At 62.6% G+C, this 25,708-nt stretch carries 18 protein-coding genes; 7 read left to right on the forward strand and 11 right to left on the reverse strand.

The features are described from left to right. The first annotated feature begins 8 nt into the window (after positions 1 to 8). Genes QM649_RS08675 through mnmA form a run of 3 tightly spaced genes read left to right on the forward strand, consistent with a single transcriptional unit; the run spans position 9 to position 3,924 of the window. Entirely contained in the window at positions 9 to 2,564 is a 2,556-nt protein-coding gene (locus QM649_RS08675; RefSeq protein ID WP_415198631.1) for an ABC transporter permease, read from the forward strand. After that, positions 2,479 to 2,751 carry a DUF4260 family protein gene (locus QM649_RS08680; protein ID WP_415198632.1) on the forward strand — a complete coding sequence of 91 codons (273 nt, stop codon included), beginning with the start codon at positions 2,479 to 2,481 and terminating at the stop codon, positions 2,749 to 2,751. Before QM649_RS08675 ends, QM649_RS08680 begins: the two co-directional genes overlap by 86 nt. 51 nt (positions 2,752 to 2,802) lie before the next feature. Beyond that, a complete protein-coding gene (gene mnmA / locus QM649_RS08685; protein ID WP_415198633.1) occupies positions 2,803 to 3,924 on the forward strand; it encodes a tRNA 2-thiouridine(34) synthase MnmA in 1,122 nt (373 codons plus the stop codon). Between the two features lie 206 nt (positions 3,925 to 4,130). On the opposite strand, the gene QM649_RS08690 is transcribed toward mnmA, so the two are convergent. Together QM649_RS08690 and QM649_RS08695 are read right to left on the reverse strand one after the other, a co-directional pair. After that, complete coding sequence (locus QM649_RS08690) at positions 4,131 to 4,718, reverse strand: hypothetical protein (RefSeq protein WP_415198634.1); 588 nt, start codon at positions 4,716 to 4,718, stop codon at positions 4,131 to 4,133. Positions 4,719 to 4,824: 106 nt separating this feature from the next. Next, a complete protein-coding gene (locus QM649_RS08695) occupies positions 4,825 to 5,229 on the reverse strand; it encodes a YtxH domain-containing protein (RefSeq protein WP_415198635.1) in 405 nt (134 codons plus the stop codon). Between the two features lie 337 nt (positions 5,230 to 5,566). Between QM649_RS08695 and QM649_RS08700 the strand changes: the two genes are divergently transcribed. Then, positions 5,567 to 6,742, forward strand: a complete 1,176-nt coding sequence (locus QM649_RS08700) for a BON domain-containing protein (protein WP_415198636.1) — start codon at positions 5,567 to 5,569, stop codon at positions 6,740 to 6,742. 86 nt (positions 6,743 to 6,828) lie between these two features. On the opposite strand, the gene QM649_RS08705 is transcribed toward QM649_RS08700, so the two are convergent. The 9 genes from QM649_RS08705 to QM649_RS08745 form a co-directional block, all read right to left on the reverse strand. Further along, complete coding sequence (locus QM649_RS08705; RefSeq protein ID WP_415198637.1) at positions 6,829 to 10,917, reverse strand: Ig-like domain repeat protein; 4,089 nt, start codon at positions 10,915 to 10,917, stop codon at positions 6,829 to 6,831. Between the two features lie 519 nt (positions 10,918 to 11,436). After that, complete coding sequence (locus tag QM649_RS08710; protein ID WP_415198638.1) at positions 11,437 to 14,160, reverse strand: protease pro-enzyme activation domain-containing protein; 2,724 nt, start codon at positions 14,158 to 14,160, stop codon at positions 11,437 to 11,439. Positions 14,161 to 14,524: 364 nt separating this feature from the next. Next, positions 14,525 to 16,336, reverse strand: a complete 1,812-nt coding sequence (locus QM649_RS08715) for an acyl-CoA dehydrogenase family protein (RefSeq protein ID WP_415198639.1) — start codon at positions 16,334 to 16,336, stop codon at positions 14,525 to 14,527. A gap of 81 nt (positions 16,337 to 16,417) precedes the next feature. Then, the gene (locus tag QM649_RS08720) at positions 16,418 to 16,843 is read right to left on the reverse strand and encodes a type II toxin-antitoxin system VapC family toxin (protein ID WP_415198640.1); all 426 of its coding nucleotides are present in this window, start codon (positions 16,841 to 16,843) and stop codon (positions 16,418 to 16,420) included. After that, positions 16,840 to 17,070 carry a hypothetical protein gene (locus QM649_RS08725; RefSeq protein ID WP_415198641.1) on the reverse strand — a complete coding sequence of 77 codons (231 nt, stop codon included), beginning with the start codon at positions 17,068 to 17,070 and terminating at the stop codon, positions 16,840 to 16,842. The genes QM649_RS08720 and QM649_RS08725 overlap by 4 nt, the downstream gene beginning before the upstream one ends. 52 nt (positions 17,071 to 17,122) lie before the next feature. Next, positions 17,123 to 18,322, reverse strand: a complete 1,200-nt coding sequence (locus tag QM649_RS08730; protein ID WP_415198642.1) for an acetyl-CoA C-acyltransferase — start codon at positions 18,320 to 18,322, stop codon at positions 17,123 to 17,125. Positions 18,323 to 18,376: 54 nt separating this feature from the next. After that, a complete protein-coding gene (locus QM649_RS08735) occupies positions 18,377 to 18,973 on the reverse strand; it encodes a hypothetical protein (RefSeq protein WP_415198643.1) in 597 nt (198 codons plus the stop codon). 6 nt (positions 18,974 to 18,979) lie between these two features. Further along, positions 18,980 to 19,678 carry a hypothetical protein gene (locus QM649_RS08740; protein WP_415198644.1) on the reverse strand — a complete coding sequence of 233 codons (699 nt, stop codon included), beginning with the start codon at positions 19,676 to 19,678 and terminating at the stop codon, positions 18,980 to 18,982. Positions 19,679 to 19,702: 24 nt separating this feature from the next. Next, entirely contained in the window at positions 19,703 to 22,204 is a 2,502-nt protein-coding gene (locus tag QM649_RS08745) for a 3-hydroxyacyl-CoA dehydrogenase NAD-binding domain-containing protein (protein WP_415198645.1), read from the reverse strand. 202 nt (positions 22,205 to 22,406) lie between these two features. Between QM649_RS08745 and QM649_RS08750 the strand changes: the two genes are divergently transcribed. The 3 genes from QM649_RS08750 (at position 22,407) to QM649_RS08760 (ending at position 25,695) form a co-directional block, all read left to right on the forward strand. Then, positions 22,407 to 23,393, forward strand: a complete 987-nt coding sequence (locus QM649_RS08750) for a hypothetical protein (protein WP_415198646.1) — start codon at positions 22,407 to 22,409, stop codon at positions 23,391 to 23,393. 110 nt (positions 23,394 to 23,503) lie between these two features. After that, positions 23,504 to 24,031 carry a hypothetical protein gene (locus tag QM649_RS08755; protein ID WP_415198647.1) on the forward strand — a complete coding sequence of 176 codons (528 nt, stop codon included), beginning with the start codon at positions 23,504 to 23,506 and terminating at the stop codon, positions 24,029 to 24,031. 56 nt (positions 24,032 to 24,087) lie between these two features. Then, on the forward strand, positions 24,088 to 25,695 hold the full coding sequence (locus QM649_RS08760) for a M16 family metallopeptidase (RefSeq protein ID WP_415198648.1): 1,608 nt from the start codon (positions 24,088 to 24,090) through the stop codon (positions 25,693 to 25,695). Positions 25,696 to 25,708: the final 13 nt, after the last annotated feature.

A 25,708-nucleotide genomic window follows, 5' to 3' on the forward strand; every position in this document is an offset into this window, starting at 1 on the left:
AGCCGCTGATGCAGACCCTCCGCCAGGATCTCGCCTATGCGCTGCGGCAGATGCGCCAATCGCCGCTCTTCACCCTCACTGCGCTGCTCACGCTGGCGCTCGGTATCGGTGCCACCACCGCTATTTTTTCGCTCATCGACTCTGTCATGCTGAAGTCGCTGCCGGTGGTCGATCCTGCCAGCCTCTACCGCGTCGGAGATGGCTCGGACTGCTGCATCGAGGGCGGCCCGCAAGACAACTGGGGCATGTTCCCCTACGGCCTTTATCAGAAGCTCAAGGCCACATCGCCCGAGTTCGAAGAGCTCGCCGCCTTCCAGGCCGGAGGTTCGCAGTTCAGCGTCCGTCGCGGGGAAAGCGACCGCGTCGCCAAACCGCTGCGCGGAGAATTCGTCAGCGGCAACTACTTCTCCACCTTCGGGGTAGGTGCCTTTGCGGGCCGCGTGCTGAGCCCCAGCGACGACCACCAATCTGCTCCGCCCGTGGCGATGCTCAGCTATCGCGCGTGGCAACAGCAGTACGGCTCCGATCCGTCCGTACTCGGCTCAACCTTCGTCGTCGACAGCCATCCGGTGACGATCATCGGGATCACCCCGCCGGGTTTCTTCGGCGAGACCATCCGCACCGATCCGCCAGATATTTATGTCCCCGTCGAACAGGAACCGCTCTTCCGGGGAAGCAATTCGATCAACGGGCACTTCCAGGCCTGGCTGCGGATTATCGGGCGTCTGAAACCGGGAGCCAGCGTTGCGCCACTGCCGGATCGATACACCGCGCTGCTCCGCCAGTGGATGCTCCATGAGAGCGATATGCCCTCCGAATGGATGAGCGGCATCCAGGCGAACATCTCGAAGCAGGTCATCCACGTCATTCCCGGTGGAGCGGGCGTCGGCGTCATGCGGGAGAATTACGCGGCCAGCCTGCGGATTCTCATCACCGTCTGCGCGCTGGTCCTGCTGATCGCCTGCGCCAATATCGCCAACCTGCTGTTGGCCCGCGGGGCGGCTCGCCGCGCCCAGACCTCGGTCCGGCTGGCTCTCGGCGCATCGCGAAAGCGTCTCATCCGCCAGACGCTCACCGAGAGCGTGCTGCTCTCCGTCTTCGGCGGACTCGCCGGTCTGGCCGTCGCTTACGGCGGCGTGCATCTGATCGTTGCGCTGGTCTTCCGCGGCGCACAGTCCGTCCCGATCTCGGCCACGCCTTCGCTCTTCGTGCTGAGCTTCGCCTTCGCGCTCTCGCTGATCACTGGAGTGCTCTTCGGCGTAGCTCCGGCGTGGATCACCTCCCATGCCGATCCGGCGGAGGCTCTGCGTGGCGTCAATCGCAGCACCCGTGACAGCTCCTCGGCCTCGCAGAAGGCGCTCGTCATCGCGCAGGCTGCGCTCTCTATTGTGCTGCTGGCCGGCGCGGGCATGCTCACCCGCAGCCTCACCAACCTCCAGCACCAGGACTTCGGCTACCAGACGGATCATCGCGTGACCATCAGCCTCTCCGCGCCGTGGGCCTCGTATACGCCTGCCCGCATCGATGCCATGTACCGCGAGCTGCAGGACCAGCTTTCGCACCTGCCCGGCGTCCGCCGCGCAGCCCTGGCACACTACACACCGCTCACGGATAACTGGGGCGAAATCGTGATTCGTGAAGGACATCCCATGCCGAACCTCAACGATCAGATCGGCTCTTCCTGGGATCATGTCGAACCCGGCTACCTCGACACGCTCGGGCAAAAAATCCTGCGCGGCCGCTCTCTCACGGACGACGATACCGCCAGCACCGAGAAGGTCGCTGTCGTCGACGAGACCTTCGTCCATCGCTTTTTTAAGCCGGGCGAAGACCCCATCGGGCAGCGCTTCGGCCTCGATCTGCCGCAGTATGGCGGAACTTACAAGATCGTCGGAGTTGTGGCTCGCGCTACCTACATGGATCCGGCAGGAACCGAGCCGCCGCGCCCCATCTTCTTTGTGCCCCTGACGCAGCGCGTGCATTACGACAACGCGACCATGCAGTCGATCGATGATGAGACGCATTTCATCGAGGGAGCGGTGCTCGAGATGCGCGGCAGCTCCGATGGGCTGGAAGCCGAGGTGAGGCGCGTCCTCGCCCAGGTCGATCCCAACCTCACGCTGCTCGGCGTCCGTGCCCTCGCGGATCAGGTGGATTCCAACTTCGACCAGCAGCGTGTCGTTGCCCAGATGACCGGGCTCTTCGGCATCCTTGCGCTCGTTCTCGCCGCGGTCGGTCTCTATGGCGTGACCGCCTATACGGTCGCACGCCGCACCAGCGAGATCGGAGTGCGCATGGCCCTTGGCGCGGACCGGGCGAACATTACCCGGCTGGTGCTGCGTGGCGCGTTCACGCACATCCTCATCGGCCTCGCGATCGGTGTTCCGATCGCCATTGGCTGCTCGCGGCTCATCGCAGCGCAGCTCTTCCATGTCCGGGGATGGGACCCGTTGGTTCTCAGCGGTTCCGCACTGGCGCTTGGCCTGTGCGCGCTGTTGGCCAGCATCCTGCCGGCGAGGCGGGCCGCATCGATCGATCCGGTACGGGCGCTGCGCACGGAATAACTATGCGCTGCCGGTCATCCTGGGTATTGCGGCTCTCTTCACTGGACACGCTCTCTGGGGCGAGTTGAGCCTGATCTGGAGCTGCCACATCAGCTTCGATCGCGTTCTTGGCTACGGCCTGAAGTTCCCGAAGCAGTTCCGGTCCACGCACATCCAGAGCGCGGCCGCTCCGGCAACTGCGGGGTAGCTAGCCTGGCGGCCTCGCGCCCACGAGCCGATTGCGCGATACTGGTAAGTGGTGTCTTCTTCCTACAACAACACGGTGGCAGTGGCTATGTCCGGCGGAGTCGACTCTTCGACCGTCGCGGCGATGCTCAAGGATGAGGGCTACTCCCTCGTCGGCCTCACGCTGCAGCTTTGGAACCAGCGCCGCCTTGCCGGCCATGAGGGCATGCCGGAACAGGTGCAGGGACGCTGCTGCTCGATCGATGATGTCTACGACGCGCGCCGCGTGGCCGAGACGCTCGGCATTCCCTACTACCTCATCAATGAGCAGGAGCGATTCGAGCGGGATGTGGTGCGCCCGTTCGTCTCCGAGTACCTTGCCGGGCGCACACCGATTCCCTGCTCACTCTGCAACGATCACTTGAAGTTTGACCAGCTTCTGGTGAGAGCGCGGCAGATCGGGGCCGACCGCATCGCCACCGGCCACTACGCGCGCAACGCGTATGACCCGGCACGCGACCGCTGGATCCTCAGTCGCCCGGTGGACCGTTCGAAAGACCAGACTTACTTCCTCTTCGGGCTCACACAAGAGCAGCTTTCGCGCACGCTCTTCCCGCTCGGCGGCTATCAGAAGCCAGAGGTACGCGAACTGGCCGCGCAGCACGGACTTGCTCTGGCCACCAAGCCGGATTCGCAGGAGATTTGCTTCATCCCCGGCGGCGACTACAAGGCCTTTATCGATGCGTACTTAGACGAACAGGGTGAAGCGATTCCTGATACCGCGGGCGACTTGGTTTCCACTTCGGGCAAGGTGCTGGGCAAGCATTCTGGCATCCACAACTTCACCATTGGCCAGCGCAAGGGGCTGGGCGTCTCTTCCGCCAATCCGCTGTATGTCATCCAGATCGACCACGACAGCCACCGCGTGACCGTCGGCTCCGACAACGAGTCGCTGGCGACCGCGGTGCGCGCCGGGCGGCTGAACTGGATCTCGATCCCGTCGCTGGAAGGGGAGATGCGCGTACGGGTGAAGATCCGGCATCGCCACGAGCCAGCGCCCGCTACCCTGCGGATGATTGCACCCGGCGAGGCTGAAGCGAACTTCGACGAACCGCAGCGCGCCGTCACTCCCGGCCAGGCGGCTGTATTTTATGACGGCGATGAAGTGGTCGGCGGCGGTTGGATCTCTTCGTAGGAATTCTTCTTTGCAGGTGCGTTTGTGATGGGTTCGTTCCTCCCGCCCAAGCGTAGCTTGGACGGGGCACCCTTTTTCTACCGCTGCGAAAGAAAGTAAGAGACGAAAGTAAAAAGGCGCCCCTCGCGAGGGCGCCTTTTCTATTGGAAATTCTCGAAGAAAAGCTTGAAGACTGAAGCAGAACTCCTGTAACCGGAACTTGAAGTTTACCGGCCAGAGTGCTGAGAAACCGGCAGGTCATCGATGTCGTCGAGTACGACAACATGCTCCGGAACGATCGGCTCCGATACTGCTTCCTCGACCGGAGTAACGGGGGACTTTTCCTTGCGCTTGAGCGTGCTCAGCCCGGCGCGGATGCCAGCCACAATACCGGAGAAGCGGCGCACCGGCGTGGCCACGCTGTGCTGAAGGACGCTGGTCGCGTGCTCCACCGAGTCGAGCACCGCGGTCAGCATCTCGTTAACGCGTTCCGCCTGTGCCGTCGTCTTGGTCAGCACGCCGTCCATGGTCGCCTTCACGTGGTTCGACTCGTGGCGCAGGGTATGGCTTACCTCTACCAGATTAGTCGTGGTGATCTTCAGCTTGGGAGCCACATCGTCGAGTAGACGGCGCGCGGTAATCAGTGTGGGCACCAGGTGAACCTTGATCTCTTCACTCAGCGCGTGGAACTTTTTCGAGGACTCCCGCACCGCGAAGTACATGCCCAGCAGCACGAGGGCCTGCAGGAGCACGCCGATGGCCGTGATGAAGGTGAAGATAATCTGGACGATCTGCGGCAACTGGGTGCTGTGCATGGAACCTCTTGGCAAATCTTAATTTGATACGAGCCGGCGCGCCCGCATGAGACAGGCGCGCCGACCGGAAAACTCGAAGCGAATGAGGTGTGGGCGTCGCGCCGTCTTAAGCGAGCGGCGTCTCCTGAACCTCGGGATCGTTCGCCGTGTGCTTATAGGCCTCAACGCCCGCGTCGACGGCCGCGGTGACCTTCTCCTTCTGAGAGCTTACGACCTGCCGGCCCTGCGCGAGAAAGTCTTCCCACTGCGCCTTGCCGCGATCCACGTAATCGCGTCCGCGCTCGACATAGTCATTCACCTGCGCGCGGCCACGATCCACAATCTGGGTCACCTGGTCGGCGGCCTCCTGTGAACGCTGGCGCAGATATTCCTTGCCTTCGCGGGCGCCGTTTACCAGATCTTCGCGGGTTTCGCGTCCCGCCTTGGGCGCATAAAGGACACCGACCAGTGCGCCGATGCCCAGCCCGGCCAGAAACCAGCTGAATCCGCTCGACTGTTTTTCTTCTGACATGCTCTTTCTCCTGTGGATTCTGGAGTTTGCCTCGGAACCGCCGCCCCGAGTCTCGGATGGTAGCAAATGCTTCCCCGCCCGGCAACCTGAGCAGTGCTGCGAATAAGCCCGCGTGCCGTGTGCGGTTGATCTTTTTCATAGATGCTTCATAAACAGCCCGTGCTGCCTCTGGTTCTTTCCCACAATAAGGATGCTCACTTGGTGCGCCGTGCGTCTGTCTTTAGAGATCTGTTGGCAAGAGCCTGTCAGGAATCGTGTCGTTACAATCGGGCTCGGGAGTATCGTGAATGGGTTTGTCCCATTTGCGGCTGCTTCCCCCGATGAGAAGGAGATCGTTATGCAAAGAATTGTTCCGGCCCGGCAGTTGTCTCCGCTGCGCCATCGTCATGCATCGGTATTGAGTCTCGCGCTTACCGGCGTGTTGGCCCTGTCCGTAGGCTGCCACCAGGCTGCAGCTCCGGCTCCGCCTTCGGATCAGCAGCTCACCAGCGACATCCAGGCCAAACTGAGCGGCGAAGGCGCATTGAACGGACAGAACATCCAGGTCGCCGTGAATGGTGGCGTCGCCACGCTGAGCGGCACCGCGAATGACGATGCCTCGCGGTCGCTCGCCGGTAATGACGCCGGCTCCATCACAGGCGTGAAGACCGTGGTGAACAACCTGACCGTGGCGCCTCCGGCCCAGGCGGTAGCCCCTGCGCCTGCACCGCCGCCGGCTCCAGCGGGCCCTACTCCGGCGGAGATCCGCGCCGAAAGGCGCAAGGAAGCGGAAGAGAAGAAGGAAGAAGCGCGGAAAGAGCGTGAGGCGCAGGAACGCGCCGCAGCAAACCAGGCCGCGATCACTCAGCAGCAGCAGGCCAACGCGCTCGCCCAGACGCCAACACCGCCCCCCGCACAGCCGGCAGCACCACCGCCCCCGCCCAAGCCGGTGGCGAAGACCGTCACCCTGCCCCAGGGCACGGTGGTACCGGTACGCATGATCGACACGCTCGATTCCGCAAACGCGCAGCCGAACCAGAGCTTCCGCGCCACGCTGGCCGGTGACCTGATCGCCGACGGGATGGTCGCACTGCCGCAGGGCACGGTGGTCATCGGCCGCGTCACCGACGCAAAGGATGCCGCGCACTTCAAGGGCAGCTCTCTGCTGACGATCGAGCTCACTTCGGTGGAGGTCCACGGCCATACGCTTGCGCTGGTCACTGACACCTTCTCAAAGGAGGGCGCGGGACGCGGCAAGAATACCCTCGCGAAGAGCGGCGGCGGCGCGGCCTTTGGCGCAATCGTCGGAGCACTCGCTGGTGGCGGAAAGGGAGCGGCCATCGGAGCACTCGCGGGAGGCGGCGCCGGAGCAGCGGTCAACGGCGTGACACGCGGCCAACAGGTACAGATTCCCTCGGAATCACTGGTCAACTTCCACCTGCAATCGGCCATCTCGGTAACGACGACGCGGGCTCTTGGCGCGCCGCGAGAGAGGGATGACAGTCAGCCGCAGCTCATGTCTCGCCCGCAATAACCGTAGTCGATCCGAAATCAGCAGAAATGCAGAAGGCCGTCCCATTCGGGACGGCCTTCTGCGTTTGGGTTATCGGAGGCATCCGTTTAGGGAGCCGTGTAGGGCACGCTGAGCGTATGCACCACTGTTCCCGAGTTGGCCGAGCCGGTCACCAGAACGTTATAGACCTGCCCGGAGGTTGCACCGGTGAGCGCGATCGATGCACTTCCGCTGGTGGCACTGCTGCCCAGCGTGATGGAGTTGGGGGTGATCGCGCAGGTTACGCCCGTCACAGAAGAGCAACTGAGCGAGACCGAGCCGCTGAAGGAATTCGTTGCAGTCACATTCAGCGTTCCAGTTCCAGGAACCGAAGTGATGCTGAAATCCGACAACGGATTGGACAGGTTCAGCGTCGCCGAAGAAGGAGCGTAGGTCGTATCGCCGCTGTACTGCACGGTGAGCAGGTTGGCTCCCTGCAGCAGTGTCTGGCTGGAGAAGTTCGTGGTGTAGGTCGAGGTTGTCCCCGAACCAGCCACCAGTGTGCCTTCAGCCAGCAGAACGAGACCGCCCTCTTCGTAGTTCGTCGAGGAGAGTGAGCCCGTGTAGATTTTCACGGTACCCGTGGGCGCGGCATGGCCGGTGGTGCCCGTTACAGTCACGGTCGTTCCGATGGCTGCCGTCGGCGAAGTCGTCGTGGCCGTCGTCGTTACGCTGGTCGTCGAGGTCTGCAGAGTGGATGCCGTCGTCACGGTGATCGGCAGACTGCCGGACGCGGAGTTGTAGTTGGTATCGCCACCGTAGCTGACCGCAACGGTGTACGAGCCGGTGGTTGTGCCGGTGCTGCCGCCTCCGGATCCACCGCCACTGCCACCGCTGCTGGAGGAGCTCGAACCACCGCAACCGACCGTCATGGTGACTACGAGCAGCGCCACGACGATCATGCCCAGCATGTTCCGCCAGCTCCGGCGGCGTGCCGGAATGGCCAGCAGAAGGACACTGGCGAATGCGACTTCTCCGCCCAGCAGCCAGCGGCCGCCGGTTGCCGGCTCAGACAGCCTGGCGGAGGTTGGAGCGCTGGTGGGGATGGTGATGGTCGCTACACCGGCCGTCGTTCCATAGAACGGGTCCACCGTTGCCGACAGAGTTGCCGAGGTCGGTGTCCCCGTAGGCCCACCGCTGATCGAGACCGTACCGGTGGGTGCGACACCGACGCCGTAGCCTTCGACCAGAATCTGCAGCGTGAGACTCTGCCCCTGCGCGACCGAGGAGTTCAGAGCCGTGACGAAGACCGAGGGGGTTGCTTTCACGATGGAGAAGGCAACGGCCGCGCCGGTCGAGGGGTTGTAGCTGGCATCTCCTGAATAGCTAGCCGTCACGGAGTGAGAACCTACCGACCACGCAGGCTGATATAGCTCCGCGTCGCCTTCGGCATTCACGGCCGAGGTGCCCAGCGCCGTTCCACTATCAGAGAACGAGACCGATCCGGTGGGAACGGTATAGGTCATAGAGCCGCAGGTCAATGGTGGTGACGACGGAGCGATGCACTGGTTGTAATAGGTTGTCGGCACCGCCTGTCCGGAGAGAATCAGCGTAGTGCCATAGGGAAGCGATGCGCCCGACGACAAGGCGGCATATTGATTGCCATCGGGCGTGACTACGTTGTAATAAAGCGAGCTTGATTCCGGCGTTACGGTGATGCTCTTCTTCGCCGAGGCGCTTGAGGCGTTCGTCGAATCTCCGCCGTAGTTCACCCACACGTCGTAGGTGCCGCCGGGGAGATAGTTGATCGTGTCAGAGAATGCACCGCTGCTCAGCGTGGTGTAGGTCTGTGCGGCCTGTAGTGGCGTGGTGCTGCTTGTCTGGATCGATACGGCTCCGGTAGGCGTGCTCGAACCCGAGGCAGGGGTGACTGTGCCGGTGAACGTTACATTTGTGCCGTGCGTGATGCTCGTCCCGTCCGTGGGAGCAGTCAGATCCACCGTCGTTCCGGTGAAGCTCACGCTGCCCCAGTTGGTGACCAGCGCATTCGCATCCACCGAGCCGAGGCCGGAGGCGAGGTCATAGCCCACGCCTGCGTTGTATTCCGGGGTGGTTCCAGTACCGATCTGGCCTTCTGTCGCCGATCCGTAGGTCGGATCGGTAGCGGTCAGCGGGCTGCTCACCGCGATGCAGTTGGTGGGCGGATATATATATCCGCCCGCGGTCACGCTGGTGATATTGCAGGGCACAGAATTCGTGCCGTTCTGGACATCGTGGAACGAGGCCGGGAACTGCGTGGCCAGTGGATAGAGCACGAAGTCCGCCTGGCCCTGGCGACCGTACTTCTGGTTCACCAGCGCCATGATGCCAGCGAAGGCCGGGGCCGAAGCCGAGGTGCCGCCGATACCGGTAATCTGCACCGAGGAACCTCCGGTCTGGCAGTCGCCATCCTGGTAGCACTCGGCGTAATAGCTGTAGTTCGAACCCGATGAGGCAAAGAGCGCAACGTCCGGCACATCGCGCACCTTATCCGAAGGCACGCCTGTACCGCTCTGCCAGCTGGGCTTGGTATAACCGACCGCAGCTCCGAGGCAGTCGTTATCGTCGTCGTATCCCGCGGCGCAGACGGCTGCATTGCTGGCGCCGCCACCACCGCCGGCAATTGTGGTCTCACCACCGGTGACGTTGTAGTAGCTGTACGCGTTCAAGCCATACTGGCTGGCGTTCCAGGGCTGCTCGGGAATCGTCGAGAGAAGGGACGTTGCCGGAGTGCCGTTGCTCGGCGTCTGGCTCCAGTAGTTCGCCAGGCTGGCCGCGCCGGTTGCGTAATCGCTGTAATAGAAATCCGTGCCACCTACGGCGACATTGTAGGGTGTCGAACCAAAGCCGTTCACGGCCTGGCCTTCCACGGCATAGTACTGCGTATTGTCATCGTCGCAGGCAGCCGAGCCGGCGTCGCCGGAGGAAACCATGACAGTAATGCCCTCAGCCGCAGCCTGCTCCCACAGTGAGCTCAGAAACGCGTTCGTGCTACCCAGGCTGGCTTCGCACTCACCGAAGCTGAGGCTGAGCACCGGCGCGACATTTCCATAGACTGCGTGCTCGGCGGCGAGAATGAGGCCGCTCTCGAGCGCCGTATCCGCGGCGATGACCAGATCGACCGTAGCCTGCGGCGCGACCGCGCCCGACCACTCGACATCGAGATAGGCTTCGACCGAGTCATAGTTGGGGCCGTCCGGGTTGTTGATGCCATCGATGCCGGGATCATTGCCGTCGATGATGACCTGCGGCGGATTCGCGCTCAGCCCGAAGAGCGTGCGGAACTGGTTTACCAGCGCAACGTTGATGTTGGAGTCGTTAATGATGCCGATGGTCTGGCCGCTGCCGTTGATGCCCGCGGTGTATAGCGGATTCAGGTCGTACTGCACGGCGAAGTCGCCCGGCGCGACGACAAAGTTATAGCCCGAAGTGCTATTGCCGATGGTCCACTGCGGCGTGGCCTTGTCCGTCTTCGGATCGTAGGCAGCCTTGCCCAGCACCTTTGACTGGCTCTTCGGCCGGAAGTTGTTCAGCGAGGCGAATCCGCCGAAGACCGGCGCGAGCGCCGCGGGAATCTGCGGGTCGGAGGCGTTGGCGTAGTGGGTCTCGCCGTTCACTACGTACTTGTGAATCTGCGTGTGGAACGCGGTGCGGAACTGCCCGGCATTGCCTGAGATTTCGAGCGTCAGCTTGCCGGGGTTGACCTTCTCCACGCTGAAGCCCTTGCCCTGCAGCCAGGCCTCGACCGTCGCAATGTCCTGGTCGGATGCGCCGAACTGCGCACCGAACTGCTCCGGCGTAAGCCACTTGTGGTAGCTGGCCGAACCCTTCGTGTGCATCTGCGCGATGAGCTGCTTCAGGGCGGCTTCCTGCGAGCTGCTTCGCTTGAGGACGACCTGAATTCGATCCAGGCCCAGGCTGTCGGAGACCACTCCCCTGTCATTTGCCGCACTGGCCAGCGGATGCACCGTGTGCTTCAGCGTGACCAGCTGACTATCGACGATGGGCTGCGTGAGCCGCACGGCCGGCTGTGCCGTCACGGCGGCCGATGTCTGCGCCTGCGCGGGTGGAATCGCCATGGCTCCGGCCAGCACTGCAGCTGACGTCAGGGAAAGAGAGAGAGACGGAGACACGCCACGCGATGCGCGGCGGCAGAAACTCCAGAATGTGGCAAGCATGGGCCATCCTCGAAACGGTTGCAAACGGGTCCGGCAACGCCGCCATGATCCCTGAAATCGGACCTCGGGAATCTGGCAGCGGCGCGCTCTTACGGCGCGCTGCAGTCTGGTATGCGCGCAAATCCCTGTCCGGCGCGCGAGCGCTCACACAGGCTTTCGCGATAAGGGCAGAAATTTCGCACCGGACCGATCATTTCGGAATCTGGATTGCGAGCCCTTTCAAGTGGCTCGTTTGTACGTTAAGGCGACCGCAGTGTCAAGCGCTTCCAAATCGCAAGCGGCTTATTATCAATCAATTGCAGGAAGACGAATGATTCCTCCCTGCTCCCCTGCGGAGCCATGAGCGGCGAACGAACGAGACAAGTGCCTGAAATCAGAACACTCGCAGCCGCATAGACGCACTTCGTGGCCACTTGTTGCGCAAAAATTCGGATTTGGGAAAATATTTCTGCTTTTCCCATAAAAAAAGCCGAGGCGGCTGATTGCCACCCCGGCCTTCTGCATTGCCTACTGCCTGGGTTAGTCGACCGTCAGGGTGAAGGTCGTGGAACTGGTGATGCTCGACGTGGTCGAGTCTGTGCCGGTGAGCGTCAGGGTATAGGTACCTTTGGCAACATCGGTGCTCGTGCTGCTCGACGTGGTGCTGCCGCTGCTGCCGCAACCGGAGACGAAGCCGATGGCTCCCAGCAGAAGAACGCAGCCGAGAAGGCTGGCGATCCGCCTGCGACGCCGCGCGAGGCCAGCACAGAGCAGGCCGGCCACGGCGATCGTGGAGCCAATCGGGATGCGCGAGCCTGCCGGAGAAGATCCAGGCTGCGATGCCGCGCTGTTCGTCGAACCGGACTTCGCGAAGTAGTGACGGTGCGCCTTTGCCGTGGAGGTCAGCGACGCGCATGCTGTCTCCGAGGTGTAGACGGTGAGGGTCGAGGTGACCGGAGTCGATGCGTTGGTGACGGTGGCATCGTCCACACTGTAGCAGCCGTAGTCCTGGAGCGAGGTGGAAGTGGTCGAGAGTTCCAGGTCCACTGTGCCCGTATAGCTGCTCGGCGTCACGGTAACGGTCGAGGTTCCGCTGTTGCCCTGGGTCAGGGTGACGTTCGTCGCGGTCAGGGTGAAGCTGCCGCTGGAGGAAGAGGTCGTACCGCCTACGTCCACGATGACGGTGCCGGTTGAGGCGGCGTAGGTCGAGTCGCCCGAGTAGGTGGCCACGATGGTGTGATCGCCACTGGTGGTCGAGGAGAACGAGTAGGTCGCCGTTCCACTGGAGAGCGCGAGCGAGGAGGTCTCGGTCGTGCCATCAACCAGGATGGTAAGGGTACCAGTTGGGGTAGCGGACGAGCCCGACACCGTGATGGTGATGGCATCGGTAGCACCCGAGGTCGGCGTTGCCGAGGCGGCCGTCAGGGTGGTCGTGCTTGCCGTCAGGCTGGCTCCACTCGATACGCTCGTCGGCCAGGCGGTCAGCAGATTGTAGAAGTCAACCGTACCGAGACCTGTGACTTCGTCATAGCCGGTATTGGTGGTGTACTCCGACTCGCCTGTCGAATCGCAGTACTTCGTCCCCGCTGAGCACTCGTTGTTGCCGGTGGTGATGTCATGGAAGGCCGAAGCGTAGGTGGTGCTGTCCGCGGCCAGGGTGTAGAGCGTGGAATTCACCACGCCCTGGCCGGTCGAATTCAGCTTCTGGTTCGTAATGGCCAGCATGGCAGCGAAGATCGGCGCGCCGAAGCTGGTGCCCCCGGCAGCCGTCAGATAATCGTCTGACGAATCGCGGAAGCCATTGGAGCAGCTTCCCGTGATACCGGTGTCCTCCGTGTCGCTCGAGCAGTAGAGATATGGATCATGCTCGTTCGAAGCATCGAGTGAGACATCGGGCACATAGCGATAGCTTCCCGAGGGAATACCGGTCACACCTGTCTGCCAGCTCGGCTTCGTGATCAGCGTGCTGACGCCGCCACCGGTGGCAGCAAGGCCATCCGAGCTCGAGTCGTCGTTCCAGGCTTCTTCGGGAATGTACTTGAGGGCGGAGGTGACGACATCGCTGCCGCTCGCCGACTCCCAGTACTCCGAAGCATCGCTCGTATCGCCGGAGAACTCCGTGCCACCGATGGCCGTCGCGTAGGCGCTGCTCGCGGGGTAGTTCACTGACAGCGCTTCCTGCTGCGTGGTGGTCAGGCCGCTGGTTCCGTAGCAGGCCGTCGAACCGGAGTCGCCAGAAGAGACTACGATCGACTGCCCCTGCGAGGCGCCCTGCTCCATGATGCCTTCGAGCGTCGTCAGATCGGTGCTCGAGATCTCAGTCTCGCAGGCGCCATAGCTTACGCTGATGACCGGAGCGATCTTGGTATCGACTGCATATTCGATCGAGTCGAATACGTCGTAGTTCTGGTTGCTGCCGACGTAGACGAAGTAGATGGTTGCGCCCTTGGCGATAGCGCCCGACCATTCGAGATCGATGTCCGACTCGGCCTCGTCGCCAGAGACGGTCTCCGAGCTGCCGGAGTCAGGGACCAGCACCATCGTGGGATCCTTCTCGGTCAGCCCGGCCGCGCTCTGGAAGTTCTCGATGTCGGAAGCTTCGACCGCCGACTGCCCCATGATGGCGATGGACTGCCCGGTACCAGTGTAGCCGGCGTTATAGGCAGCATTGATGTCATAGATCACATCAACATCGCCCGGCGCCAGATAGTGATCTCCGGATGTTGCCGAGGTGAACTGCGACTGTACCTTCGCGCTCGCCGCGACCGGCCGCGCAATGTGATTCGCTTTCGGGCGGAAATCGCTGATGTTGCGTACCGACTTCACCACGCCGGCCAGCGCCGAAGGCAGCTGCAGCTCTGATGCGTTGGCGGTATGAATCTCGTTGTTCACCTTGTAGTGGTGAATCGAGGTATTGAAGGCCGCTTCCACCTGGCCCACGCTTCCCGAGAAGACGATTGCATTGCCGCTGTTGGTTACGCGGTTCACGGTGAAGCCCTGCTGCTCAAGCCACGACTTGGCCTTGTCGAGATCGGCGGCCGACATGCCGAAGCGAGCGGCATACTCCGCCGGCGTGAGCCACTGGCGATAGTAGGCCGAGCCCCTGGTCTGCTGCGCCTGCACCAGCGCGTCGAGCGCCGCCTTCTGCGCGGCCGAGGGCGCGAAGTACATCGTCATGCCAGTAAGCTGCGTGCCACTGCTGACCGCGCCCTGATCGTTCCGGCTGTTGGCCATGGGGTTGACCGTGCCCTGAAGGGCTGTCATCGAATTGGATTGGATGTCCTGCGTGATGCGGTTTCTCAGCGATGACTGCGCTTCCGCTGACCCTCCCGTCCCTATCCACGCGCACAAAGAAAAGCAAGCTGTTGCCAACAGTCTGCGACTGAACATAGCCCTCTCTCGAACGCCGGCTCCGCGCTGCCGCGTGCCTTTCGCGTCTTGAACGTCGTCGACATTGCTGCAAGCTTCATGACCTTGCCCGTCTCTTGTCATCGGCAAACGCACGACGCCGTTTGAGCTTAGACGAGAAGAGCGAGCAGTTCGTCGACACGTTCTCAATAGCAACGACGTCGTTTCACTTCTGCTCGCTCGATGTGTCGTGACTATCTTTCGGCCACTCGCAACGGGCTTACATCATGGGATAGCGGCCACCTTCCATGACCGTTTGCGCGATGGAACGGCTGAGCGAGATACGATCCACAGGATCATGCTTCGCCAGCCTGCGCAGAATCGCCATCTGGGTACGCAGCATATCGCCTTCGCTCACAGCGGCGATCACCTCGCGCGCCGCTGCTTCGATAACTAAGAATGCGACATCGGAGAAAAGTTGTGTCATCTCCGCAGCTTTTTTTGCATGCGCATGCCCGGAAGCGGCGAGCTTGCGAGCCCGTGTCAAAGCGGAATCGAAGGCGTAGATTTCGGCGATCATGTCGGCAAGCGCTCCCATGATCTCCTGCTGCTCACCCAACGCCTGCATATAACGCTGGCTGGCTGCACCGGCTGCAAAGAGCGCCAGTTTCTTCGCACTCGCGAGCAGGATTGATTCACGGGTTAAGGAATCGCTTCCATTGCTTCTTTCTTCGAAGGTCGGAGGCGACATCAGTTCCTCCATGAGCGATTGGATCGCAGCCGTGAGCGGAAGCTGCCCGGACATGGCGCGCTTCATCAGAAAGCCGGTGATGATGAGGCGGTTGATCTCATTCGTTCCCTCGAAGATGCGATTGATGCGCGAGTCGCGATAGGCGCGCTCGACCGGATACTCTTCGACGTAGCCGTAGCCGGCATAGATCTGCAGCGTGTGGTCGACAACCGTGTCGAGCATCTCACTGCCCCACACTTTCAGGATGGAGCATTCGACCGCATACTCCTCGATGCGCTTCTGGATCTCACGCGAATCCTGTTTCAGCTCCAGAGGGATCGCTTCAAGCGCAGCGTCGATGGCTCCGATGGTGCGATAGGCCATCGACTCGGCGACGTAGATGCGCATGGCGGAATCGGAGATCTTCTGCTGGACGAGGCCGAACTCCGCGATTGCCTTGCCGAAGGCTCGCCGCTCTTTCGCATAGCTGACAGCGTTTGCCAGCGAATGACGTGCTCCGCCGACACAGGCCGCGCCCAGCTTGAAACGCCCGATGTTCAGGATGTTGAAGGCGATGTGATGGCCCTTGCCCGGCTCACCGAGAAGGTTCTCTGCGGGCACGCGACAGTCGTTCAGGATGACCGGACAGGTGGACGATCCACGGATGCCCAGCTTGTGCTCTTCCGGACCGATACTCAGCCCGGGCGTTGTGCGCTCGACGAGAAAGGCTGTCATCTTTGCTTTGGACACATCGCCGCTATCGTCCACGATCTTCGCGAAAATCGTGTAGAGATTCGCGAAGCCTGCGTTGCTGATCCACATCTTTTCGCCGTTGAGGATGTAGTGATCGCCGTCGCGCACGGCACGCGTGCGGATGTTCATTGCATCCGATCCGCTGGTCGCCTCGGAGAGCGCATAGGAGGCAAGCCACTCGCCGGTTGCCAGCTTCGGGAGATATTTCTGTTTCTGCGCCTCGGTGCCGTACCACGCCAGCGGCAGCGTGCCGATACCGACATGCGCGCTGAAGGAGACACTGAAGCTGGCCAGCACGGAGAGCCGGTCAGAGATGATGGCCGAGGTGACCTTATCCATGGCGAGGCCACCGTAGGCTTCCGGCACATCGGCCGCCATGAGCCCAAGCTCCCCGGCCTTGCGCAGCAGGCGCAGTGTGACGTCGAAGTTCTTCGCCTCGATTTCAGCCGCTGCGGGCAACACCTCGCGCAATGCAAACTCTGCCGTGGTCTCGCCGATCTGCCGCTGCTCGCCGGTGAAGTCTTCCGGCGTGAAGACCGCGCCGGGATTCGTTGCCTGCAGAAGAAAGCTACCTCCGGTGACTGGCGCAGTGTTTACGAGAGTGGCCATGGCTCTGCTCCGGCTTCGCGTCTGGTTGCGCGCGAAGCACGGAGCAGTGTATCTCGCGGGATAGAGCTTCGGGCAGTGCGCTCAGGTGGATTTGAGCCTGACCGCTCGGGCCAGTTTTGCCTGCCGCTCATCGAAGGTCCAGAACTGCTGAGATCCAAACTCCATCGCGGCCGCTACGTGCAGGGTATCCAACGAGCGGCAGCCCAGCTTCGGCACATGTAACCGCGCCAGCTCAACTCCACGCACAAACGCCGCTCCGGGAAACTCGGTCCATGCCCATACGCCGAGTTCGCAATCCTGAGCCAGCAACGCCTGCACTCGATCTGCCGAGTCCTGCGGGATTTCATCGCGATATACCTTTTGGCTTATCGCGTGCGCCAGTTCCAGGCGGTGAAAGGGCGTCATCCAGATACGGGGTTTCGCCGCGAGCCTGCGGAGCGCATTCGCTGTGTGCTGGTCAGGCAGATACACGGACGCGAAAAAACTCGTATCGGCGTAGACGTTCAATAGCGCCCGTGCCGATCGCGCTCAAAGTCCTGCGCGGAGAACACCTGGCCACCGAAGATCTCGCGATGCCGTGCATGAAAGTCGGGCCACTCCTCCGGCTCGCGCTTCTCCGGAACAATGGTGCCGATCACGGCATCCCTATCCCGCAACTCGACTGTTTTGCCAGCACGCAGCCAGGCCTTAAGCTTTCGCGTATCCCGCAGTTCCCGCATGTTCATAGAGGCCATAACTTCAACGTGTCACGCTATGTGACACATTGTCAAGATTACGAGCTTTGCGTCAGCTGACGTTCTCGAGAACGCCCGCAGCCCCCATGCCGCCTCCTACACACATCGTCACCAGCCCGTAGCGGGCGTTGCGGCGTTTCATCTCGTAGATGAGCGATGCCGTGAGCTTTGCCCCGGTGCAGCCGAGCGGGTGCCCGAGAGCGATGGCTCCGCCATTCACGTTCACGCGGACGGGGTCGAGCCCAGCCTGCGCGATGACCGCGAGGGCCTGCGCAGCAAAGGCCTCGTTCAGCTCGATCACGTCGATGTCTTCGAGCTTCAACCCCGCCAGGCGCAGCGCCTTTGGGATGGCATGCACGGGGCCGATGCCCATCTCCTCCGGGGCGCAGCCCGCAGTAGCGAAGCTGACGAAGCGCGCGAGCACCGGGATATTGCGTTCCTTTACAAGCCTGCCGGAGACGACAACAGCCGCGGCGGCGCCATCCGAAGTCTGCGAGGAGTTCCCTGCCGTCACCGTACCCTTCGCATGGAAGACCGGTTTCAGCTTGGCGAGTGCTTCGGCCGATGTATCTGCACGCGGGCCTTCGTCACGAGAAAAAGTGGAAGTCTTCGTTTCGGGTCTGGCAGGATTTGCCGAGGGCGTGGTATTTGTCACCGCTACCGGCACAATTTCGTCGTCGAACTTACCGGCAGCCAGCGCGGCCACGGCGCGCTCGTGGCTTCGCAGGGCAAAGGCGTCGGCCTGCTCGCGCGTGATGCCGTACTTCCGCGCCACATTTTCCGCAGTGAGTCCCATGGAGAGATAGGTCTCGGCATGGTGATCCATGAGCCAGGGATTGGCGCTGAACTTATTGCCTGCGCCGGGGATCATGCTCATCGACTCGGTGCCGCCGGCGATGGCCGCATCGGCTCGCCCGGCGCGGATGGTATCAGCGGCAAGGGCGATGGCCTGCAGTCCCGATGAGCAGAAGCGGTTGATGGTCATAGCAGAGATTTCGAACGGAAGCCCGGCACGCAGGCTTGCGATGCGCGCGACATTGGTGCCCTGCTCCGCCTCGGGCATCGCACAGCCGAGGATCACATCTTCGACATCGCGGGCTTCGAGCATCGGCACGCGGTCCAGTGCGCCGCGAATCGCGAAGGCTGCGAGGTCATCGGGACGCGTCGTTGCCAGCGTCCCCCTTGGCGCTTTTCCCACCGCCGTTCTCACCGCTGCCGCTATGTAGACGTCCTCTTCCGAGCCTTCGCGCACCCTGCACCTCCGCGCACGCCATCATACGCGCGCGCACGCCATCCCGGCTGGAAGTCAGGAGCCTGCGCCGCTCGCGGCCACGGCCCACTTGCCATCGTGGAAGTAATGCACCGTGCTCGAACGCTCTACGTTGGCATCGGTGATGCCGGAATGATCGGCGAGCGGAGATCCCTTCCCCATGGCCGCGGTTACCTGCGAGGCAGGAGCCACAGAGATGCCCCACGCCGAGCCATATTGCCCGACTAACTCCGAGCCGAGCCACAGCGCGTCGGACTGCCGGCGCAGCGCCATGGCCACACCGGGATGCGATCCGAAAAAGACCAGCAGCGTTGTGTTTCCGCCCGCCGAGCAGAGGACTGCCCAGTCACTCGATCCCTGCTTTTCAAAGGAGCCCTGGATGACGTTCTCCGGCTGCCGCGCCTCGTAGGTCTGCGGCACCATGCATTCGCGCTGCTCGAGTGTTTTCACGACGGCAGGGGGAAGCTGCGGATAGGCATCGAGCGGCATGAGCCGGATGCGATAGGCGACCTCGCGGCCATCGGCAAGCTGCGTGTGGCCGGTCTCGATCTGCTCGCCGCCCTCCTGCGCCAGCGCTGCCGTCCGCCACAGGGGCAGAAGCAGCAGCGCCAGTATTGTTCCTGTCTTGCGCACGTTCTCTTACGCTCCCAGAATGCTCTTATAGGAGTTGCGGTCGAGCCAGTCGCCCGCGCCCTCGAGCAGAGCCTGCAGGTAGCGGATACCGGCGTGCGGCAGCCGTACCAGCATACGTCCGGCGCGCACGTCATCCAGCTCGCGCAGCGAGGAGATGGAGTCGAAGCTCGACACCGCATCTTCACGAAGATCGGGCAGTTCACCGGCGATGCCCACGACAAGTCCCTCGCGGAAGCCGTAGCCGATGCCGACCGAGCGCTGATCGAGGCGCAGATAGGCGGGCTGGTAGCGGGCGATGCGCTCATAGGCGTCGAAGAGGGTCAGCGCGCTGGTGAGTTCATCGAAATCGGCGTAGAGAAGCACCGGGCCTTTTTCCGTCGAGATGAAGAACTCGATTCCCTTGGCGAAGCTTTCGGCGAACTCGTCGTGCTCTTCCTGCACATGTTCGGTATCGCCGGAGAGCTCTTCCCCGGCATCGTCGGGGCCGGTTGTCTTCGGCGCATTCGGCTCGGGCGGGTGTGTAATGTCGACCGCGAGCACGCAGGTGACGCGCAACCGCTCGCAGAGCGAGGGCTCTGTGCCCTCCGGCTCGACCAGATGATTCCGCCGCAGCACGACGGCATTCGGTTTTTCGAGCAGGGTGCGCAAGCGGGTCGCCGGGACCGGCGCGATGGTCTCGGCAATCCTTAACTCCAATGCAGGCATTCCACCTCCGGACGGGATGCCGCCTCAGTTCCGCAACGGCTTCCCATTCTGCAGAGTATAGGCAATCCGCTCCTGCGTCTTGCGTTCACCGCATAGAGAGAGGAATGCTTCGCGCTCGAGGTCGAGCAACTGCTGCTCCGTGATCAAGGCGCCAGGCGTCACTGCGCCGCCGCAGAGGATGCGGGCGATGTGATTGGCAACTGTCACGTCGTGGTCGCTGATGTACTCGGCCTGCCGCATGAGGTAGACGCCGAGTTTGAGCGTGGCCAGCATGCTCTCACCGGGCGCAGGCAGCACGCGGGGCTGCGGAGGCGCGTAGCCCGCATCGGCCAGGGAGATGGCCGTTTCGCGCGCGTCAAGGAGCAGGCGCTCGCGGCTCAGGCTTATCGGATCGGTCGCGGTCAGCAGGTCCAACGTACGGGCTTCAGCAGCCGAGGTCGAGACTTTGGCCATCGCCATGGTTTCGAAGCGCTGGCGCAACGCCGCCTGCAGTTCGCCGGAGATGGCAAACTTCAATGGTGCCGCTGCCGGATCGAGCCCTGAAGCGGCGCGGGCAGCATCGGCTGCATGCAGGGCCATCTCCTTGGTGCCGCCGCCTGCGGGGACGAGGCCGACACCCGCTTCCACGAGCCCCATGTAGAGTTCGGCATGAGGATGACGCCGGGACGCGTGCAAGGCGATCTCCGCGCCGCCGCCGAGCGTCAGCCCGAAGGGCGCGACGACCACGGGCCGAGGGCAGAACTTGATCGCGGAGGTCATCCGCTGGAAGGCGCGGATCATCGCCTCGACCTCATCCCATTCACCCTCCTGGCAGGAGAGCAGGAGCTGCATCAGGTTCGCGCCGACGGAGAAGTCCGAGGCGTCGCCGCTGATGACGAAGCCGCGGAAATTGCGCACGGCATCGCTGTCCGGGGTCAGGGTCTGCGCCACAAGCGAGAGGATGTCTCCTCCGATGGCGTTCTTCTTCGAGTGCAGCTCAAGCAGCGCAATGCCCTCGCCGATGTCGAGCAGCGAGCAGCCGGGATTCCTGCGGATGAGCCTGCCCGCGCGGCGAAAGGTCGCCGCCGAGGCTACGCCATCGGGCACAACAATAGGAGTGTAGGACTTCTTCGAAGGGTTGAAGACGAGGCGGGTTGCGCCTTCGTCCTGATACCAACTTGCATTTCCCGAGGCCAGCAGCGCTTCGGCCTGCGGACTGACCGGCAGACCTTTAGTGCGCATCTTTTCGATGACCTGCGGAAGGCCTGCGGCGTCCCACATCTCGAACGGCCCCAGCTCCCAGTTGAAGCCCGCACGCATGGCCCGATCGATCTCCGCAGCGGAATCGGCAATCTCTGGCAGCACATCGGCAGCGTAGTTCCAGATGGCGGTGAGCAGCGCGAAAAGGAAGACGCCCGCACGGTCCGTTTCCGGATTGCCCTGGCCTGCATCACCCTGCACGATCAGCCGCAGGCGTTCGGCGGCCGTTTCGGCATTCTTTGCCATGTCGACCGCCGCGAACTTCGGCCTATCCACCGCGCGGTACTCGAGCGTATGCCAGTCAAGCGCGAGCCTGTTCTTCTTCGGATCTGCGATAGACGGGTCTTTCTTATAGAAGCCCTGACCTGCCTTATCCCCCAGCCATCCGCGCTCGAGCATGGTCACGACGAAGGGAGGAAGGTCCACGACGCCGGCATCCTGCTCGCCTGCAGCGGCCTTGGCCTCGGCAAAGTTGCCGGCAACATGTGCGAGCACATCGAGACCGACGAGGTCCGCGAGGCGGAAGGTGCCGGTGCGCGGCCATCCAATGACCGAGCCGGTCAGCGCGTCTACCTCTTCGATGGTCAGCCCTTGCTCCTGCATCAGGCGCACGGCGGTCAACATGGCGAAGGTGCCGATACGATTGGCAATGAAGCTGGGCGTATCGCGGGCCGTGACGACGGTCTTGCCCAGGCGGCGGGCGATGATCTGCGCGAGCGATGCGACAAGCTGCGGATCGCTTTCGGCTGTGGAGATGACCTCGACCAGCCGCATGTAGCGGGGCGGATTGAAGAAATGCACGCCGAACCAGCGGCGGCGGAAACCGGCGTTCATCTTTGCCGCGATGGACGCGATGGGAAGGCCGCTGGTGTTGGTCGTGACGACGGCATCAGGCCTGAGATAAGGCACGATCTTTTCGAGAAGCGCCTGCTTGATGGCGAGATTCTCGGTGACGGCCTCGATGACCCAGTCGCAATCCTTTAATCGATGCAGATCGTCGTCGAAGTTTCCGGTGGTGATGCGGCCTGCGCTCGCTGCTTCATAGAAAGCGGCCGGCTTCGACTTCAGCAGCCCTGTAACCGCGCCGGAGGCTGCGGAGCTGCGTGCGCCCTCCTTCCCCGGCACATCGAGCAACACTACCGACACGCCAGCGTTGGCCAGGTGAGCGGCGATGCGCGATCCCATGGAACCCGCGCCCAACACGGCCGCGCGACCGAGGAGAAACGGCGTGGTGCCCTGCGTCGGGTCGATCTCCCGATGGTCCTGCTGCACTTCGGCTGTTGCCATAGCGACTCTGGTCCTGTGGCGGGCGTCTTAAGAGCAGGCCCGCGGCACGCGGGAAGGATACGTATGCCGTTTTGCACCGGTCAAGCCGATGACGGTTTTCCTGCATCTCACCTGCAACCGGCGGATTCTTCGAGTTATTTCTATCCGCTCCTTCTACAATTCCGCCACTCCTCCGCCGTTTTCGTCCGGAAAGGAAACCCGTTTGCGCCTCCACCGTCTCCTGAGTCTGTTCGCCCTCGCCACCGCTCTCATTCCCGCTGCTGCGCATGCGCAGGATCGTGTTCCCCCGAATGAACTGCGGCCGCTTGCGCATCCGGAGAGCCGGGGCAGCGTTCACCTGTGGGTTCGCAACGGGCTCTTTCACGTGATGGATGGTGTAGTCGTCACCGTTCCCCGCATGGATGGCTGGATGGTTCCACGTGGCAACCAGATCATCTCGCTCGACGACAAGAAATCTTTCATCCTGCAGATCACCTCCGGCGAGACGCATCTGAAGGCAAAAGACCTCTCCGAGCTGCTGAACAGCTATCTGCTGCCCCACGCCAAAGCACCGATCAAGCACATCGACGTGACGTTCGAGAATGGCCGCATCGTCGTAAAGGGCGAGCTGCAAAAGGTGATCCCGATCCCCTTCTCCGGGAGCGGTACGATCGCCGTGGCCGATGACGACGATCTGCGTGTCCACTTCGACGAACTCAAGGTCGCGGGCATCATCAAGAAGGGTGTGCTTGACGCACTCGGGATCAAGCTGGCCTCAGTCGCCCAGCCGCGCAAGTCGTCGCGCTTCTATATCGACGGCAATGACATCATCCTGCCCATTAACGCGCTCTTTCCGCCGCCACGCGTGACCGGCCGGATCACCGGCGTGCGCATCGAAGGCGATGCACTGGTGCAGACCTTTGGCGATCCGAAGGCCACTTTTCCCCCGCCGCCGACTCCGGCTGCGAATTATCTTTATTTCCGGGGCGGGCGCATGAAGTTCGGCAAGTTCCTCATGAACGACGCCGAGCTCGAGCTGGTCGATAAGACGCCGTCGAACAGCTTCGACTTTTCGCTCGATCATTATGTGGAGCAGATCCAGGCCGGATATTGCCAGCTGACCTCGAACCTCGGGCTGCTGGTCTACATGCCGGACTTCGGTTCGCTGCATGTCGCCGCGACACAGAAGCCCGTCGAGCCCGGGAAGTAATAAGGAACACGTTTCCTCGCCCTTCCATGACATACTGACCCCGCAAGCTCTGCATGCTGTTGCCGGAGCCGCTCGTCGTTCCGCAGTTCACTCTTGCAAGGAGCCCAGGGATGTCCTCCACCCAGCAGCGTCCCGGCGGCATTACGCTCGCCGCCATCATTCTCAGCCTCATGACCCTTTTCGGGGTCGTCTGCCTGCTTGGCGCCATTTTCGCGCTCTTCCTCACTCACAATCCCATCGTGCCGCGCGTCGGCGCGGTGCGGACCGCCATCGCCGGCTTCGATCTTGTGCTGCTGCTCTTTCTTCTCTGGTGCGCGTGGACGATCGTGGGCCTCTTCCAGCTTCGCCCCGGCGCGAGAATCTCGATGATTGCGATCGGAGCCATCGACCTGATTGTCTTTGCAGTCTTCTCCGGACTGATGCTGCTGGCGCGCGTGAACCCACTGGTGGCAGGCATGGATGCCCATCCCAACCCGGCGATGCCGGTGCATATCGGGCTGACGCTGCTGTTCCTCGCGTTCGTCTATGGCGTCTTCGCGCTGATCGGCCTCTGGTGGCTGGTCTACTTCAACCTGCGGACTGTCCGCCTTGCCTTTGCCGCACCCGCCGCGTTTGACACCCTGAATTCCGCCGGTTAGCGTCAAACCAGAGAACCGGCCTCGCGCCGGTTCCATACATTCGGGATCGAGGTTTCATGCGATATCTCCCTGCCGCACGCCACGCTGCGCGCGCCCTCACTCTCGGCTCCTGCCTGCTGATCGCGCTGGAAGGCCTGACGCCCGTCACCGCTTTTGCCCAGACGAAGACGCAGACCGCCGCCAGCGCCGACGCTTCGACCTCACCTGCACGCTTCCTCTCGGACTTTGAGAAGCGCGTGACCGTGAAAGTGCTGCCGAACGGCCTCACGCTGATGATCTGCGAACGGCCCGAGGCTCCGGTCTTCTCCTACTTCACGATTGTGGATGCGGGTGATGCGAACGATCCGGGCGGCCAGTCCGGTCTCGCGCATATGTTCGAGCACCTGGCCTTCAAGGGGACCAAGGACATCGGCACCACAGATTATGCCGCCGAGAAGGTTGCGCTCGACAAGGTGGAAGCTGCTTACGCCGCGTATGACGCCGAGTATCGGAAACGCGTCGGCCAGGATCCGGCGAAGTTGAAGCAGTTGCACGAAGCCTTCGTCGCCGCGCAGAAGGACGCTCAGCAGTACGTGATCCCGAACGAGTTCACGGAGATTGCCGAGGCCAACGGCGCGAGCGGCCTGAACGCCGAGACCAGCCTGGATGCCACGCAGTATTTCTGGAGCATGCCTCAGAACCGGCTCGAGCTCTGGGCTTACATGGAGAGCGACCGCATCGCCAACCCCGTGCCGCGCGAGTTCTACAAAGAGCGCGACGTGGTAATGGAAGAGCGCCGCATGCGTGTCGACTCGAACCCCATCGGCCGCATGGTGGAGCAATTCCTGGCGGCGGCGTATGTCGCGCATCCGTATCATCGGCCGAATGTGGGCTGGGCCAGCGAGCTCAACCAGATCACCGCGACCGAGGCCGAGGCCTTCCACAAGAAGTACTACGTGCCGTCGAACATCACCGTGGCCGTGGTCGGCGATGTGAAGCCGAGCGACATGCCGATGCTCGAGAAATATTTTGGCGCGATCCCCGCAGGGCCGAAGCCCGAGGAGATGACGACTGTCGAACCGCCGCAGACCGCCGAGCGCTCGGTCATTATCAAGGACCCATCGCAGCCGCTTTATCTTGAGGGCTATCACCGGCCGGATTACCGCGATCCCGATGACGCGGTGTACGACGCAATCCAGGACATCTTCTCGAACGGCCGCACCTCGCGGCTCTATCGCTCGCTGGTGCGCGACCAGCAGATCGCTGCCGAGGCTGAGGGCTTCAGCGGCTTCCCCGGCGACAAGTATCCCGGACTCTTCGCTTTCTTTGCTGTGCCGAACCAGGGCCACACGCCGGATGAACTGCGCACCTCTATCCACAAGGAGATCGAGAAGCTGAAGACGACCGACGTCTCCGATGCGGAACTTGCCATGTTCAAGACCCGCGCTCGCGCCGGTCTGCTGCAGGGTCTCGGCGACAACGAAGGACTTGCCGAACAGCTGGCAATCTATCAATTGAGGTACGGAGACTGGCGCGAGCTCTTCAACCAGCTGCAGAAGATCGACGCCGTGTCGAAGGCCGATATCCGGCGCGTCGCCAACAAGGTATTCGTCTCCACCAACCGCACCTATGCCGTGGTTGAAACCGCTGCGCCGCAGCAGGCGGCGAACGGGGGTGCGCAGTGATCGGTTCCTATCG

This window comes from Silvibacterium sp., from assembly GCF_047605705.1.
Lineage (GTDB): Bacteria > Acidobacteriota > Terriglobia > Terriglobales > Acidobacteriaceae > Silvibacterium.

Excerpts from the sequence above, each read along its gene's own strand:
- QM649_RS08675 (WP_415198631.1), top strand. The coding sequence starts at position 9 with ATGCAGACCCTCCGCCAGGATCTCGCCTATGCGCTGCGGCAGATGCGC.
- QM649_RS08690 (WP_415198634.1), bottom strand. The coding sequence starts at position 4,718 with ATGCACAGCACCCAGTTGCCGCAGATCGTCCAGATTATCTTCACCTTC.
- QM649_RS08695 (WP_415198635.1), bottom strand. The coding sequence starts at position 5,229 with ATGTCAGAAGAAAAACAGTCGAGCGGATTCAGCTGGTTTCTGGCCGGG.
- QM649_RS08700 (WP_415198636.1), top strand. The coding sequence starts at position 5,567 with ATGCAAAGAATTGTTCCGGCCCGGCAGTTGTCTCCGCTGCGCCATCGT.
- QM649_RS08705 (WP_415198637.1), bottom strand. The coding sequence starts at position 10,917 with ATGCTTGCCACATTCTGGAGTTTCTGCCGCCGCGCATCGCGTGGCGTG.
- QM649_RS08710 (WP_415198638.1), bottom strand. The coding sequence starts at position 14,160 with ATGACAGCCCTTCAGGGCACGGTCAACCCCATGGCCAACAGCCGGAAC.
- QM649_RS08715 (WP_415198639.1), bottom strand. The coding sequence starts at position 16,336 with ATGGCCACTCTCGTAAACACTGCGCCAGTCACCGGAGGTAGCTTTCTT.
- QM649_RS08725 (WP_415198641.1), bottom strand. The coding sequence starts at position 17,070 with ATGGCCTCTATGAACATGCGGGAACTGCGGGATACGCGAAAGCTTAAG.
- QM649_RS08740 (WP_415198644.1), bottom strand. The coding sequence starts at position 19,678 with ATGCCTGCATTGGAGTTAAGGATTGCCGAGACCATCGCGCCGGTCCCG.
- QM649_RS08745 (WP_415198645.1), bottom strand. The coding sequence starts at position 22,204 with ATGGCAACAGCCGAAGTGCAGCAGGACCATCGGGAGATCGACCCGACG.
- QM649_RS08755 (WP_415198647.1), top strand. The coding sequence starts at position 23,504 with ATGTCCTCCACCCAGCAGCGTCCCGGCGGCATTACGCTCGCCGCCATC.
- QM649_RS08760 (WP_415198648.1), top strand. The coding sequence starts at position 24,088 with ATGCGATATCTCCCTGCCGCACGCCACGCTGCGCGCGCCCTCACTCTC.